This is a genomic window from Nostoc sp. NMS2, from assembly GCF_017115105.1.
Classification (GTDB): Bacteria; Cyanobacteriota; Cyanobacteriia; order Cyanobacteriales; family Nostocaceae; genus Nostoc.
Window position 1 is genome coordinate 71,509 of record NZ_JABXKH010000178.1, and the last position, 15,719, is coordinate 87,227.

Consider the following 15,719-nt stretch of genomic DNA (forward strand, 5'->3'; position numbering starts at 1 on the left):
CTATTTTTTGATGTTAGTTCACAATAGTTAAATGAATTTAGTAAATTCCCTTCACTCATTATCCGGGATTTTGCTTTTATACTGCACTGCGATTTGTTAATAAATTCCACAGGAAAACCGCAACAATTGCACCAAGAACTGCTACTGCAATACCTGGAATGCTGAGAGTCGGGGCTGCTAAACTTAACGTTCCTGTACTGAAAAACACTCCTAGACTACCACCAACAAAAGCGCCGATGATTCCTAATAAGATTGTTCCTAAAATACCGCCACCTTGATGACCGGGGTAGATAGCTTTTGCGATCGCACCAGCAATTAGACCTAAAACAATCCAAGCAAGAATATTCATTGTTATTAATTCGCTAAACGTTTTTCACTCACGAATACATACTATCAATCTGGATATTTTGAATCCATCTACCATCAGAATTAATTATTAATATCCATAAGGAATAGTTTAATTGCAACTAGGCTTTTTTATATATGTCGCGCCTTCAGAGAGATAATCACTTAAAAAAAGTCAGTTAAAAAAAGCTCCTAATAGGTCTTTAATTAGGAGCCGATCAAACTATTGCTTGGTAATTGCAGTATATGGCTTTTTAATTAGCTCTCTCCTCTACTAGAAGAATTAAGCTGAGTTTTTAAAGACTGTCTCTAAAGTAATGCAAAGGACGCAAAATCAGGCAATTTCTACTAGGAGCGTAGTTTTAGCAACTTTATTACCAGCATTCCACACTTGGGCATCGCCAGGATACCCGTCACATCGCATTTCTTCGGGATGGAGGATTAATTATTAGTTTGGACTTACGATGAGTCACCGAAGACCAAAAGCACAGCGTCGAACAAGTTGGACATTGCCCACCCTAAGAAAACAGGCTGTCTCCCCGTTGTAGCAACTGGCGCGACACAGTGTAACTAATATGTATAAAGTGATCTGGAAAAACTTAGACTACTTTTTGATACTATTTAATGGTAAGATAATCGGTGTCTTGACCATCAATGCCATAAGCGAAAACCAAGCTAATAGGTATATGTTGCAAGAAAAACATTTGGGTCTTGGGAACCAGGACTCCTGCCCTTGGAGGGAATGTCAGACTTTCTAGTACTACGAAGTCCTGGAGGCTATTCCCAATGAATTGGGAAGCCCCGTCTGTCTATAGGTTGGGGTAGTTCACGACCGCACTCTTGAAATCATTGATTTAAGTATGAGCAAAGGTACCCTGTTTGATAAAGTTTGGGACTTACACACCGTTGGTACACTTCCCTCTGGGCTGACGCAACTATTTATCGGGCTTCACCTAATTCATGAAGTCACTAGCCCCCAGGCCTTTGCTATGTTACGCGAGAGGGGTCTAAAAGTACTGTTTCCAGAGCGGACTGTCGCTACGGTAGATCATATTGTGCCGACAGAAAATCAGGCACGTCCCTTTGTTGATAGTTTGGCAGAGGAGATGATTCAGGCGCTCGAAAATAACTGTCAAGAAAATAACATAACTTTTTACAATATCGGTTCTGGTAGTCAGGGTATAGTTCATGTAATCGCTCCAGAACTGGGACTGACTCAACCAGGAATGACGATCGCTTGTGGAGATAGCCACACTTCGAGTCATGGGGCATTTGGTGCGATCGCATTTGGTATCGGTACTAGCCAAGTCCGAGATGTTCTCGCTTCCCAAACCCTGGCCCTTTCAAAACTGAAAGTCCGCAAAATTGAAGTTAACGGCAGCCTGAACCCAGGAGTTTACGCCAAAGATGTCATCCTGCATATCATCCGCACCCTTGGCGTTAAAGGTGGTGTGGGCTATGGCTACGAATTTGCAGGTACGACATTTGAGAAAATGAATATGGAAGAGAGGATGACTGTCTGCAATATGGCGATCGAAGGCGGTGCTAGATGCGGCTATGTCAATCCAGATCGAGTCACCTACGATTACCTCAAAGGCAGAGATTTTGCGCCCATTGGTGCAGATTGGGATAAAGCAGTGGCTTGGTGGGATTCCATCAAGAGTGATGCTGATGCCCAGTATGATGATGTAGTCGTATTCGATGCTGCGGAAATTTCTCCTACTGTCACCTGGGGGATTACTCCCGGTCAAGGTATCGGTGTCAACCAGTTAGTGCCTCAACCAGAAGAACTGCTCGAAGAAGACCGATTTATTGCCGAAGAAGCTTACCGCTACATGGATTTATATCCTGGTCAACCCATCAAGGGTACCAAAATAGATGTCTGCTTTATTGGTAGTTGCACCAACGGCAGAATTAGTGATTTACGGGAAGCCGCGAAAATCGCCAAAGGTCGCCATGTTGCAGAGGGAATCAAAGCCTTTGTTGTCCCCGGTTCTGAAAGGGTGAAGCAAGAGGCGGAAACTGAAGGACTGGATAAAATCTTTGAGGAAGCTGGATTTGAATGGCGTGAACCAGGATGTTCCATGTGCCTAGCCATGAACCCCGATAAGCTACAAGGAAGACAAATCAGTGCCTCCTCCTCCAACCGCAACTTTAAAGGAAGGCAGGGTTCCTCATCCGGTCGGACATTGTTGATGAGTCCGGCGATGGTTGCTACTGCTGCAATTAGAGGCGAAGTCTCTGATGTGCGCGAGTTGCTGTAATTTTTTTGTCATTTGTCATTGGTCATTTGTCATTTGTAGAAATTAACAGGCTGTCATTGAAAAAATAGATAAAGTTTATGGTGAGTGAAGTTAAAACAGTTTCAGGGCGTGGTATACCCTTGGTGGGCAATGATATAGATACCGATCGCATCATTCCCGCTCGTTATTTGAAAGCCGTTACCTTTGATGGGTTAGGTGAAGGCGTATTTATTGATGATCGGACAGCACTTAAAGGTGAACATCCCTTTGACCAACCGCAGTACCAAGGCGCAAAGGTTTTAATAGTCAACCGTAACTTTGGCTGTGGTTCATCACGAGAACATGCACCCCAAGCGATCGCAAAATGGGGAATCCAAGCTTTAATAGGTGAAAGCTTCGCAGAAATATTTTTCGGTAACTGTGTGGCAATGGGTATACCTTGTGTGACAGCCGACGCTGTTACTGTTAAACAACTGCAAGAGTTAGTAGCCGCTAATCCTGAAGCCACTGTGGCAGTGAATCTGGAAACTTTGCAAGTGCAAATTGACGATTATACTGCCCAAGTTGCGATCGGTGAAGGTACAAGAAGCACATTTATTTCTGGAACTTGGGATGCTTGCGGTCAGTTGGTGGCGAATGCTAGCCAAGTTCGGACAACATCTGCAAAATTACCCTACATAGGTTGGGGCAATGTAGCCACGAGTTAGTAATAAGACATCTCCGAAAACGTTCAAAGCCTTTATCTGGCTAGGCTATAGTCCGTAAATGCAATCATCCTAAATTAGCTAGTTTGTACGACAGAATAAGGCTTTGAGATATTTACTGTTGATAATTAGGCAAAAACATCTAGTTATATGCATTAATTTTAACCTAATGACGTAGCAGATATTTCTAATGGTAATATTAGCGCTCTAATTCGTAATCTGACTAATCCACAACTTGTCAAAATAACTTGTTCATACTTTTTTGGATTTAACCTAAATCTGTCTTGAACAACTCGAAAGATTTTCACTGAACGGATTCGATGTTCGACAAATATTCGTTTAGAGGAAAATTCCTTGTTTGATTTTTTCTGGTCAGTTGTTAACTCTTTATTTCTTGGTTTCTTAATTGGAGTATCAATTAAATCTTCTCCTCTATAACCTAAATCTCCCTTAAAACTTTGTTTTGGGTCAAAATTATCACGATTTTCTCGGAACAAACTTATATCGCTTTTTGGACCTGGTTCTCCTGCCACAACATCAACGATATCTCTACCATCTGGCATGATGATTATAAGGCTAGTAAATGTATGATTACTTTTCTTGCCTGAAAAATATTTTTCTTGCTCCTCATTATCTCCAGGTCTTTCCCTGACTTGTTCATAGCTGTCTACAATTAATTCATCCTCTGTAAGTATTTCTTGAACTACCATCAAGTCAGACTCTTAAGTAAAGTGTAAGGTGGGCAATGCCCACCCCAAATTGTTATCCCATCACCTCAGCAGTCTTCTTCTTATCCAACTTGAGAATCAACACACCCAAAGGTGGCAAACACAAATCTAGCGAATAAGGACGACTGTGCAAAGACCAATCATCTGTCCACTTACCACCTAAATTGCCCATATTACTGCCGCCATACTTACGTGCATCACTATTGAACAACTCAGTATAAAAGCCCTTTTGCGGTACACCAATGCGGTAGTGAGAATGAGGTTGTGGTGTAAAATTGCAAACCACGATCGCAAAATCATCAGAATCCTTGTCACGACGCATGAAAGAAACTACACTATGGCGATTATCGCTACAGTCAATCCATTCAAACCCAGGTTCAGCAAAATCCTGGGTGTACAAAACTGGTTCAGAACGGTAGAGATGGTTCAAATCCTGGAAAAACGTTTTTAACTGTTGGTGTGCTTCATGCTGCAATAAATGCCACTCCAAATCTGCCCAAGCGTTCCATTCACTCCACTGCCCGAACTCCATGCTCATAAACATGGTTTTCTTGCCTGGGTGAGCAAACATATAGCTAAATAAACAACGGATATTAGCTAACTTCTGCCATGTATCCCCCGGCATTTTACCGATGATATTGCTCTTACCATGCACCACTTCATCGTGGGACAGAGCCAGCATGAAGTTCTCGCTGTGGTTGTACCACATACTAAAGGTGATGTTGTTTTGGTGGAACTGGCGGAACCAAGGGTCCATGCTGAAGTAATCCAGCATATCGTGCATCCAGCCCATATTCCACTTCAAGTTAAAGCCCAGTCCGCCTGTGTAGGTGGGCCAAGATACCATTGGCCAGGAAGTAGATTCTTCAGCAATTGAGAGAATGCCAGGGAAATAGCTAAAGATAGTGTGATTTACCTGACGCAGAAAATCTGCGGCTTCTAAGTTTTCTCTACCGCCGTACTGATTGGGCAGCCATTCTCCTGGTTCGCGGCAATAGTCGTTATAGAGCATCGAGGCAACAGCATCGACACGAATCCCGTCAATGTGGTACTTGTCAAACCAGAAGAGGGCATTGGCTGCTAGGAAATTACTAACTTCATGGCGACCATAGTTAAACACCAAAGTACCCCATTCTTTATGTTCGCCCTTGCGGGGGTCAGAGTGTTCGTACAAGTGGCTACCATCAAAGAAAGCTAAACCATGTCCATCTTTGGGGAAGTGACCGGGAACCCAATCTACAATTACCCCTATATCATTTTGGTGACATTTGTCAATAAAATACATGAAATCTTCGGGGCTGCCAAAACGGGAGGTGGGAGCATAGTATCCAGTTACTTGATAACCCCAAGAACCATCAAAGGGATGCTCCGCAATGGGCAGTATTTCTAGATGGGTGTATCCCAATTCTTTGATGTATGGAATGAGTCGGTCAGCTAGTTCTCGGTAAGTAAGGAAACGTGCGCCCGGCTTAAGTTCAGAAACGACAACTATCGGTTCAGTTTCACCATTTGGCAGTCTAGCAGGTTCGGCACTGGAAGCGTGTAACCAAGACCCTAAATGCACTTCATAAACTGAGACAGGTTGGGTAAGGGGGTCACTGCGCCGCCGCTTTTCCATCCAGTTTTCGTCATTCCAAGTGTAAGCATCTAAATCAGTGACAATAGATGCCGTTTTCGGGCGGGGTTCTTGCTGGAAACCATAAGGATCGGATTTTTCGTAAATGTGTCCTTCAAAATTTTTGATTTCATATTTGTAATGCTCTCCCACACCGATTTCAGGAATAAACAACTCCCAAACCCCGGTGGGCCCTTTACGCATCTGGTTTTTACGCCCATCCCAAAGATTGAAATCTCCTAGCAATGAGACATTCCGGGCATTGGGTGCCCAAACTGCAAAATAAACGCCCTTAACGCCGCCTATTTCCGTGGGGTGCGCTCCCAGTTTTTCGTATATTCGGTGATGGTTCCCTTCACTAAACAAATGCAAATCAAAGTCTGTCAAATTGGGAGAACGGAAAGCATAAGGATCATAAGTAACACGCTCATGTTCCCCTTCTTTAATCCGTAACTGGTAGTTTGCCAGTTCTGCGGTTTCAATGGTGCATTCAAAAAAGTGAGGATGATGCACTGTTTGCATTGGGTATTCTTTCCGTTGTTCAGGAAGAACAACCCATACTGCACTGGCATTTGGTAGGTAGGCCCGCACAGCCCAGACAGTTTTGCCGTCTTGTTCTATGGGATGAGAACCTAGTATTTCAAAGGGATCGTTATGCTGATTCCAAACGATGCTGTTAACCTGCTCAGGGGCAATCGTGGTCATGGACATGAAGCTACCTAAGTAAAATAACGTGATTAACTAAATCTACTTTTTTAAATCTATATATAGCTTTTCCTAATCAAATCAGGTACTTCATAGCCCCCTCATCGCTTGCGGGGATGGGGTTGGGGTTTTTGTACCTTACTCAACTGGGAACCGCTATATATTCTTTACATTTATTTGCAATTTTGTCGCCACCGTTATCCTACATCAGAATGGGGACTGGGGTATTGGGAATGGGGCATTGGGCGGACAACCAATGACCAATGACAAATGACAAATTTATCAAAAATTTAAAAATGGGAAAAACTGAAGTAACGTTTTACGCAGGCGAAGCAAGAAAATCTGTTCCCGAATTTTGGGGTCTAGTTTTGGTGGTGGGACTTTTTGAAGCTGCGCTTGTAATTGAATATATTCGGCAGCTGTTAGGAAGCTTCCATCAATTGGCGATCGCGCTTCTATGATAATCTGTGTCCGTAATATTTCTTCTGGTGTATCCTCTGGTGGCGGCAATGCTATGACTAGTGATGATCCCCAATAGCTACTTAAAATAACCAAAGTTACACTAATTACAACTAAGCTCAGTAATTTTATCGCCTTTATCGCTTTAACTTTCCCCATACCCCAAACTCCTTTCACAACGCCAGATGCAAATCTGTTTTCCCATGCCCCATTCCCCATTCCCAATACCCAAATTTATCCAATAAAAATCTGGCAAGATCAAGGGACATCACTAGGTCTTTCCTATTACAGGATAGACTACAGGGAACGCTCTTGAGCAATTGCCAGCGATCGCAATGAATTCTTTTGTCCTCTCAAAATTCAGGAGTTTAAGCTATTCCAAACACTAAATCGTGGAAGTATTTTGCCCACAAGATGGCTTAGATTTACGGAACTAAACTCATTTTTTACTTGGAATAAGGTTCGGTCAGGCGAGAATTTCAGGCGGACACTTGGTTGACGAGGTAATCCTCATCACCAGTGTCCTTTTATTGCTGCCCTACTTAGCTGATATTTGAGCAAACTTTAGGCTCTGAGACACCAACAGAAAGTTGAAGAATTCAGAAGTCAGAATGGGCTAAACCTTAGCTATCCGCTAACAGGAGCGGAGCCGGAGACGCTCCGCCTCCGGTCAGAATGAATCAGTGGGGGATTCAGACCCACCACTGTCTTGTTGACCACTAAATAAGCAGATTTAGTGGGGGTCTTAAACCCCTGGATTCATCCACTTTTTCGTTCAAAATTCATTCTGTTCGCGGAGCGTGCCGGAGGCATTATTCTGGCTCCTGACTCCTGAATTCTGTTTCGATAAAGGTTTCTAGATGAACCTCATTAATTCAAGCTATGTAGTGACGGGCGTTGTTGCTAAAGCTGTTTTGGGTATGATTTCAACTAAAGCTTTAGCTTAAGATGCCTTATTTAGGAGTAGCAGCAGGTGTCGTAACAGGTGTAGTAACAGGTGTAGGTTTAGTAGCGGGAGGTGCATCAGTTGGTTCACCTGTAGCAGCAGGAGTAGCAGTAGTACCACCACCATCACCACCGCCTTCACAGGCTCCCAGAATTGTAGCTAGACTTAAGATTACAGCCAAACCAAAGATTTTTGTTTTCATAACTCCTCTTTCACCAATTGTGGCTAGAAAAATTTTTCGCCTGTTCAATACGATACCGTATTTATTGCTTTTTTTTAAATACTGTGAGATTACATACTAAAAAAAAGAATCCTTTGGGATATTCTTTTTGACACTATGTATCATACAGCTATCTGATTAGTTTCTCTTAACTCAGAAGCAAAAAGGAAATTACCAAATTTTCTAGCAAACCGAGCTATCATAACAAAAAATTTTATTTTTTTCACAGAGTATTGCACCTTGCTGGCCCGTGTTGCCATACTTTAGGTGCTATGTCTAAAGGGTAAGCTGTCCAGTTGCTAATCGCTGATTGCAAACATTGCAATTCTAGAGGATGCAAACATTGGTACAGCTACCTATCAGAACAGTTAAAAGGGTGTAGTCTGTTATATGTGCTTGTTGCACAGAAGCAAGTTTTAACCCTATCAAAAACAGACAATCAAGAAAATCAATCTAAAGTACAGTATTTTTCATCTAAAAAAATTTATGGTAGTTGCTCGTAAATCTGCTATTTCTGGAAGGGGTAATTGGTTCTGGCGAGATTCTATGCTTTCTTTAGGGAGGCGACGCTCTGCACGTATAGAGTCGGTAGCACAGAGTTCTACAGCAGCGACCCAAGCCACACCCTTATCTTCTCAAAGACAACAGCGTTCCTCAAAAGATTTAGCGGTTTCTGCCACAAATAAGGCAGTTATGCCCAAATCGGTGAAAGAGTCGGGTAGACAAAAGTTACCAAATCTCAATGAGCAGTCCAGCGCGACTCAGAAGAGTTCAGGGGTAGATTTTCTTGGACTTCCCGCAATGCCTAATTCTGGAGCCGTACCTTTATGGTTGCTGCGCTTGTACACATTTCATCGTTATTCGACAGTTTTGGCGTTCTTGGTAGTAGCATCGACACTTGCTCTTTATGGCTGGACAGTATATTCTCAAGAGCTTTGGAGTAAGTCATATCGCAGACTGCAAAACCTTCAACGTCATGAGCGGTTGCTAACGACAACCAACGCCACGCTGACAAACAAAATGGCTAAGGAAGCAGAACAACCAACAGCAGGGCTAGGATCGCCAACCCCCCAAGGAATGATTTTCTTGTCTCCAGCACCTCATACTCCTAAGCCAGCATCGTCTAATAACATAACGCCAAGTTCGGAAACGCAACAGCAAACGCCCTCACCACTTGGATATTAAGAGAGACGCGATTCATCGCGTCTGTACGGGAGTTATGGAGTAACTAACTTTAAGTTTGGACTTTTGACTCCGAAAAGTAATTTGCTACTGAGTAGGCAATGCAAAAATTACCAAGCAGAACAAGATTAAGAAAGTTTCGGAATCCAGCATTCAAAAAGCAGCAGAAGGGTTCTAAACGAGGGTTGTTGGGGACACTTGCCTCTAATATCCAAAACCAAACATCCAATACCAAGTCCCGACTGTTCATCGTATGGGGCGTATTAATGGCAGCAGGATTGGGGTTAGGTATCAAACTGTATAACTTGCAAATTGTCAAGGGGCAAAAATTAACAGAGCAGGCGCGAAACCAACAAATGGTGGATTTGCGACCTTTTATGCCCCGTCGCCCGGTGGTAGATCGCAATAGTGAACTGTTGGCGATTGACCGTCCTGTGTATACTTTGTACGCTCATCCCAAGCTGTTTGATAAGTCTAATGAAGATATGGCAGAGCTACTTGCCCCAATATTGGCAAAAGATACTGCTGAATTGGTGAAAACTTTTCAAAGCAAAAGAAGCGGAATTATACTTGCCCCAGCCTTACCGGAAGAAATTATCGATCGCGTCACTTCTTTGCGTTTAAATGGCTTAGAGTTAATTCAAAAATACTCCCGATATTATCCGCCAGACGATTTGGTTTCTGATGTGGTGGGTTATGTGAATATTGACCGTCGTGGTCAAGCAGGTGTGGAATATTCTCAAGAGAAGTTGTTAGAACGTCCTGTGCAAACGGTGCGGCTCAGTCGCTCTGGGAATGGAGCCGTGATGCCGGATCATGCACCGGAAGGTTTTCTGCATTTTGATGATTTGCGGCTGCAACTCACAATCGATAGCCGTCTGCAACGGATTGCTAGCCTTGCACTCAAACAACAAATGGAGAAGTTTGATGCTAAACGTGGGGCGGTAATTGTAATGGATGCGTTGGATGGTTCCTTACTGGCCCTGGTTTCTCAGCCTACTTATAACCCTAATGAATACGCTAAAGCTAATATCTCGCTATTTAAAAACTGGACGGTGGCGGATCTTTATGAACCAGGTTCGACTTTTAAGCCTTTGAATGTGGCGATCGCTCTGGAAAATGGTGTCATCAAACCAGATGATATGTTTAATGACTCCGGTTCTATTAAAGTAGCTAATTACACCATCAAAAATGCGATGAATAATGGTAATGGGCGAATCAGCATCGCTCAGATTTTGCAATATTCCAGCAACATTGGCATGGTGCAAATTATCCAACGCTTAAAGCCTTCAATTTACTACAACTGGCTAGAACGCTTGGGATTAGGACAAAAAGTTGATACAGATTTACCTTTTGAAGTTGGCGGTCGGCTCAAAAGTCAAGAAGAATTTATTGCTTCGCCAATTGAACCAGCTACTACTTCCTTTGGGCAAGGCTTTTCTATGACACCGATACAGCTAGTGCAAATGCACGGTGCTTTAGCCAATGGCGGTAAATTAGTTACACCCCATGTAGTTCGAGGGCTGATTGATACCAAAGGGCAGATGCATGATTCACCCACTCGCACTATATCACGTCAAATTTTCTCAGCCGCAACAGCCCAAAAAGTTGTGGAAATGATGGAAACTGTTGTTAATGAAGGCAGTGGTAAGGCGGCACAAATTCCCGGATATCGCATTGCTGGTAAAACTGGTACAGCCCAAAAAGCTAGTCCTAATGGCGGCTACATCAAGGGTGCTAGAATGACGAGTTTTGTGGCTATTTTACCAGTAGAATCTCCTCGCTATGTAGTGTTTGCACTGGTGGATGAGCCAAAAGGAGAAAGTGCTTATGGTTCTACTGTTGCCGCACCAATTGTTAAGTCGGTGATCGAAGCACTGATTCCTCTTGAGGAGATTCCGCCCAGTAAGGCGATTGAGCAACGGACGGGAGTGCCATAGGGAGTGGGGAAGAGGCAGGGGGCAGCAGGGGGCAGGAGGCAGGGGGGACAGGGGGGACAAGGGGGAATTATTGAACAAGTCTCTCCCTTGTCTTCCCCCTCTTCCTTGTCTCCCTTGTCTCTTCTTCATGCCCAATTCCCAATTCCCAATTTCCCTTGCTTTGAAACTTAATCTTTCTTTATAACCAGGGAAAGAGGTACAGAAAGCTACTGGTGTGGAAACCTAGATATTAGAGGTGAAACTAATTTCTCACTTTTCCAAAGCTATCAAAGATTCCATGCAAAGCAATTTAGTGATATTTCCTAATGCTGGGACTGCGAAAAAAAGCACCCAAACAGAAGAAAGAACAATTACCAAGTACGACCGTGCTGAGGAGCAATTTATAGAACTGCTAGCAATGGAGGATTTGGATCGTAAGCTGGATGTAAAACCTGCAATAGCTAGTGAGTTTGAACAGGCGCTCTCAACAGCAATTCATGCCGCCTATAAAAACGATCGCTCTGATGAACAGGCTCACCGTTTTCTGCAACGGATACTTTATCGAATTAATCGGCTCAAACTGTTTTGGTATGACGATTTGCAGAATTATAACAATGAGCGATCGCTTTATTTATCCTCATGTCGTAATCAAATTGAGGCTGCTTGGCAAAACTGGGAACTGGCACAGATAGATTTACCGGCGCTGCAACAATTAGATGTCAAACACGCTTTAATTGAGCGTGCATCTGCCGATTTAATTCCGCCTTTGTCGGAGAGTAGCCGCTATATTCGTGAGGAAATGACTGAAGCTGGGTATCGTCACTTGCTAGCGATCGGTTCCTTTGATGGCTTGGTTGAAGGTAGTCGTCTTTGCTACGTATTGGGTGGTGCTGCTAATGAAGTGCAGTGTACGCTGGTGCGAGTACTACTAGAAGAATACGGCAATGGTCGTTTATCCCGCAAGCACTCGACATTTTTTGCCCAAATGCTGGCTGAATTTGGGATGAACACTGAACCAGAAGGATACTTCGATTTAGTGCCTTGGGAAGTTTTAGCTTGTGCTAATCATAACTTTTTGACCACCGATCGCAAACGCTATTTTCTCCGTTACAGTGGCGCGTTGACATTTTTTGAGGTGGCTGGCCCTGCGGCTTATAAAAATTATCTGGCGGCGGCGCAACGATTGGGACTGTCAGAGGCGGCGATGGGTTATTGGGAACTGCACATCAGGGAAGATGAACGCCACGGTCGTTGGATGTTAGATGATGTTGCTTTGTCTTTAGCAGAACGATATCCCAACAATGCGTGGGAACTGCTGCTTGGGTATGACCAGGAGAAACTAATGGGCGATCGCGCCGCTAATGCTGTTGTGCGATCGATACGCGAAGTAAAACAATTCGTCTGACTCGTATGTAAAGAGAAATCCCAAAAATTAGAAATTAAAAATAGCAGGTTATTCTTAGCATTTTAATTTGACATTTTTAAGTCATTTTATATGTAATTTTCTTGCAAAAAGATTTCTTTAGCAATACCTTGCTAAAGGAATAGTTTCTTATTGCCTTAATACAAGGTAATAAATAATTTCTTTCGTGTTTAATATACATTACCAAAATGAAAGATATCTTTTTTTGCCCTGAAGAATCTAATTTCTACTCAAACTGTTTAGAAAGCTTTGTAATTAGAAATTGTAAAAACTCCGAATCTATTGTGGAGTTTGGTTCAGGAGATGGCAGCCCTGTAATTAATTCTTTATTGAGAAACAAGTTTAATGGCGTAATCCAGGGATTTGAATTAAATACTTCTGCATGGAAAGTTGCCAATTCAACCATTGATGAATACAATCTCACAAATAAATATATAATCCATAATTCATCTTTGTTTAATTCTTCTCAACCCGATGCCGAGTATCTTGTAGCCAATCCACCCTATCTACCCGCACCAGATGACGATATTTATATACCACTTTTATTTGGGGGCGTAGATGGAGCCACAGTTACCAACGATCTTTTGTCGTTAGATTACGAAAATGTCTTGCTTTTAATATCTAGCTTTTCTAATCCAATCAATACGTTGAACATAGCAAAACAAAATGGGTATTGTGTTCAAAATTTCATGGTGTTACCTTTGCAGTTCGGCTACTATAGCTCGGAGCCTAAAGTAAAAAAACACATAGAAGAACTCCGAAAAAACAGAATGGCATTTTATTCTGGCGATTATTATTTTTTAGCTGGGGTTTTATTTACAAAATTCCAGGATTCTGTAATTGATTTATCTAATCAATTAGCTCAGGTTCTAACTAGTTTGTGAAAATTAAGAGTTCAGATTTCCGACTTCTTTGAGAAGTCGGAAATCTGATTTTTCATGACTAAAACTTTATCTGTATAAGTCTTAGTAAAAGCGATCGCTAATCTCAACTAGATCAATCCTAAATCCCCCTTAAAAAGGGGGACTTTGACTCCGGTTCCCCCTTTTTTAAGGGGGGTTAGGGGGGATCTAAAGGCTGTAAGGCAACTCTCAAAAACTTGTGTGTACACGGTAGCCTAAAAGGAGAGAGACTTTGAATTTTCCCCCTTCCCGCGTCGGGAAGGGGGTTAGGTTTTTCGTAGGCTTTTCCACATGACGTGAAAAGTCAGGTTCAAGACTGGCGATAGCAGGCAAACTCCATTGAAAAATTAGCCATGCCAGAAGTGAGCGATCGCAATTCTGTAGAATACCCGAACATTCGCGCCAGTGCTACTTCTGCCCGAATCACTGTGTATCCCTGCATTGTCTCGGAACCTAACAACAAACCCCGACGAGAGGATAAGTCACCCTGAACTCTTCCCATAAACTCGTTTGGTGTTTCCACCTCTACAAGCATGATCGGTTCGAGGATGTAGGGTTTGGCTTTAGCGATCGCACCCTCAATTGCTTGATGGGACGCTGACCGGAAAGCCAATTCTGAAGAGTCAATTGGGTGATAAGAACCACCATCCAAAACAACTTTCACCCCAGTTACCGGATAACCTTCTAGCTTTCCTGATTGCATCGCCTCAAGGAAACCCTTTTCGCATGCCGGGATATATTCTTTAGGAATCGCACCCCCAACCACGCGATTTTCAAAGACAAACGGCTCATCTGTGGGTTCAATCCACCCTGTAATATGGGCGTACTGACCGGGGCCGCCTGACTGTTTCTTGAATCGATAGTCAAATGTAGCTTGTTGTCCAATGGTTTCTCGGTATGCCACGGCGGGATTACCAACGTAGACCTCGGCATTATATTCCCGTTGGATGCGTTCGAGATAGATTTCCAAATGGAGTTCGCCCATCCCAGAAATCAAAGTTGCACCTGATTCAGGATCGATACTCAACCGAAAAGTAGGATCTTCCCTTTGAAAGCGATTGAGTGCCTTAGAAAGGCGATCGCTATCTTCCTGCTTTTTAGGCGTAATTGCCAGTGTAATCACTGGTTCCGGCACAAACATCTTCTCTAAAGATACCAGTGGTTCCCCAGAACAGAATGTATCACCAGAAGCACAATCCACGCCCAACAGAGCCACAATATCCCCTGCTATGGCAACTTTTACCTCTTCTCGCTTATTGGCGTGCATTCTCACCAAGCGACCAATTTGCACCCGTTGTTCAGTCCGTGAGTTGTAGACGCTATCACCTGGTTTCAATGTCCCAGAGTAAATCCGGGTATAGGTCAACTGCCCAAAGGACTCAACGGTGAGTTTAAATGCCAATGCCACCAAGGAAGCATCGGGGTTAGGGTAGACACTCACCAACTCTACGGTTTTTACCACTTCTCTATCTATGGGAGATGGTAAATAGAGGACAACTGCATCCAATAAGTTTTGCACTCCTTTATTTTTGAATGCCGAACCCAGCAGTACAGGTGTAAATTCTAGACTCAAGGTTGCCTGTCGGATGGTTTCCCAAATTAATGCTTTGGGAATCTCTTCACCCGCCAGTAGCATCTCAGTCATCGGTTCTGAGAACAATGACAAAGCATCTAGCAACTTCTCCCGTGCCTGTTGCGCCTCATCCCTAAGAGCTTCGGGAATTGACTTTTTCACGCAGTTTTCACCGTTTTCACCCTCAAAGTAGTCAGCAGTCATTTCTACCAGGTCAATCACTCCCTGGAATTGGTCTTCACTGCCGATAGGATACTGGAGCAACATTGCATTTAGTTGCAAGCGATCGCGTATTCCCTGTACTACACGAAATGGATCTGCTCCCGTCCGATCCATTTTATTGATGAATGCCAAACGCGGCACACGATAGCGCTTCATTTGCCGATCCACCGTAATGGACTGGGACTGCACACCCGCTACAGCACACAGAACCATCACTGCCCCATCCAATACCCGCAGGGCGCGTTCCACTTCAATCGTGAAATCTACGTGTCCTGGTGTATCAATCAGGTTAATTTGGGTATCGTCCCATTCACAGGTAGTAGCAGCAGAAGTAATGGTAATGCCATGTAGTTTTTCCTCCGGCATAAAGTCCATCGTTGCACCCTTGCCGCCTCCCCGCACTTCCTCAATAGCGTGGATTCTGCCCGTGTAGAAGAGAATTCGCTCTGATAGCGTAGTTTTACCAGAGTCAATGTGGGCAGAGATACCAATATTTCGGATACGTGTTCGGGGAATCATAAAATTTCCTTTTG

The 15,719-nt window shown here is 43.4% G+C and carries 12 protein-coding genes; 6 read left to right on the top strand and 6 right to left on the bottom strand.

Going from position 1 to position 15,719, the window contains the following annotated elements; genetic code table 11:
* Positions 1 to 76: 76 nt before the first annotated feature.
* A complete protein-coding gene (locus HWQ36_RS33345) occupies positions 77 to 349 on the bottom strand; it encodes a GlsB/YeaQ/YmgE family stress response membrane protein (protein WP_012406985.1) in 273 nt (90 codons plus the stop codon).
* A gap of 856 nt (positions 350 to 1,205) precedes the next feature.
* Between HWQ36_RS33345 and leuC the strand changes: the two genes are divergently transcribed.
* Positions 1,206 to 2,609 (top strand): 3-isopropylmalate dehydratase large subunit, encoded by a 1,404-nt coding sequence (leuC, locus tag HWQ36_RS33350; RefSeq protein ID WP_292711160.1) that lies wholly within the window; start codon positions 1,206 to 1,208, stop codon positions 2,607 to 2,609.
* A 77-nt stretch (positions 2,610 to 2,686) separates the two neighbouring features.
* Complete coding sequence (gene leuD, locus HWQ36_RS33355; protein WP_292711163.1) at positions 2,687 to 3,295, top strand: 3-isopropylmalate dehydratase small subunit; 609 nt, start codon at positions 2,687 to 2,689, stop codon at positions 3,293 to 3,295.
* Between the two features lie 158 nt (positions 3,296 to 3,453).
* Here the strand turns inward: leuD and HWQ36_RS33360 are convergent, their stop codons facing one another.
* The 4 genes from HWQ36_RS33360 to HWQ36_RS33375 form a co-directional block, all read right to left on the bottom strand.
* Positions 3,454 to 4,002 (bottom strand): transposase family protein, encoded by a 549-nt coding sequence (locus HWQ36_RS33360; RefSeq protein WP_292711166.1) that lies wholly within the window; start codon positions 4,000 to 4,002, stop codon positions 3,454 to 3,456.
* Between the two features lie 52 nt (positions 4,003 to 4,054).
* The gene (gene glgB, locus HWQ36_RS33365; RefSeq protein ID WP_292711169.1) at positions 4,055 to 6,346 is read right to left on the bottom strand and encodes a 1,4-alpha-glucan branching enzyme; all 2,292 of its coding nucleotides are present in this window, start codon (positions 6,344 to 6,346) and stop codon (positions 4,055 to 4,057) included.
* 276 nt (positions 6,347 to 6,622) lie between these two features.
* Positions 6,623 to 6,958: a hypothetical protein gene (locus HWQ36_RS33370; RefSeq protein ID WP_292711385.1), complete on the bottom strand. Its 336-nt coding sequence runs from the start codon at positions 6,956 to 6,958 to the stop codon at positions 6,623 to 6,625.
* 794 nt (positions 6,959 to 7,752) lie between these two features.
* A complete protein-coding gene (locus HWQ36_RS33375; protein ID WP_292711172.1) occupies positions 7,753 to 7,947 on the bottom strand; it encodes a hypothetical protein in 195 nt (64 codons plus the stop codon).
* Positions 7,948 to 8,451: 504 nt separating this feature from the next.
* Here HWQ36_RS33375 and HWQ36_RS33380 point away from each other — a divergent pair.
* From HWQ36_RS33380 to HWQ36_RS33395, 4 genes are all read left to right on the top strand, one after another.
* A complete protein-coding gene (locus HWQ36_RS33380) occupies positions 8,452 to 9,150 on the top strand; it encodes a hypothetical protein (protein WP_292711176.1) in 699 nt (232 codons plus the stop codon).
* A 98-nt stretch (positions 9,151 to 9,248) separates the two neighbouring features.
* The gene (locus tag HWQ36_RS33385; RefSeq protein ID WP_292711178.1) at positions 9,249 to 11,087 is read left to right on the top strand and encodes a penicillin-binding protein 2; all 1,839 of its coding nucleotides are present in this window, start codon (positions 9,249 to 9,251) and stop codon (positions 11,085 to 11,087) included.
* A 277-nt stretch (positions 11,088 to 11,364) separates the two neighbouring features.
* The gene (locus tag HWQ36_RS33390) at positions 11,365 to 12,471 is read left to right on the top strand and encodes an iron-containing redox enzyme family protein (protein WP_292711180.1); all 1,107 of its coding nucleotides are present in this window, start codon (positions 11,365 to 11,367) and stop codon (positions 12,469 to 12,471) included.
* 206 nt (positions 12,472 to 12,677) lie between these two features.
* A complete protein-coding gene (locus HWQ36_RS33395; RefSeq protein WP_292711183.1) occupies positions 12,678 to 13,373 on the top strand; it encodes an SAM-dependent methyltransferase in 696 nt (231 codons plus the stop codon).
* Between the two features lie 328 nt (positions 13,374 to 13,701).
* On the opposite strand, the gene fusA is transcribed toward HWQ36_RS33395, so the two are convergent.
* Positions 13,702 to 15,705, bottom strand: coding sequence for an elongation factor G (gene fusA, locus HWQ36_RS33400; RefSeq protein ID WP_292711186.1), 2,004 nt, complete (start codon positions 15,703 to 15,705; stop codon positions 13,702 to 13,704).
* Positions 15,706 to 15,719: the final 14 nt, after the last annotated feature.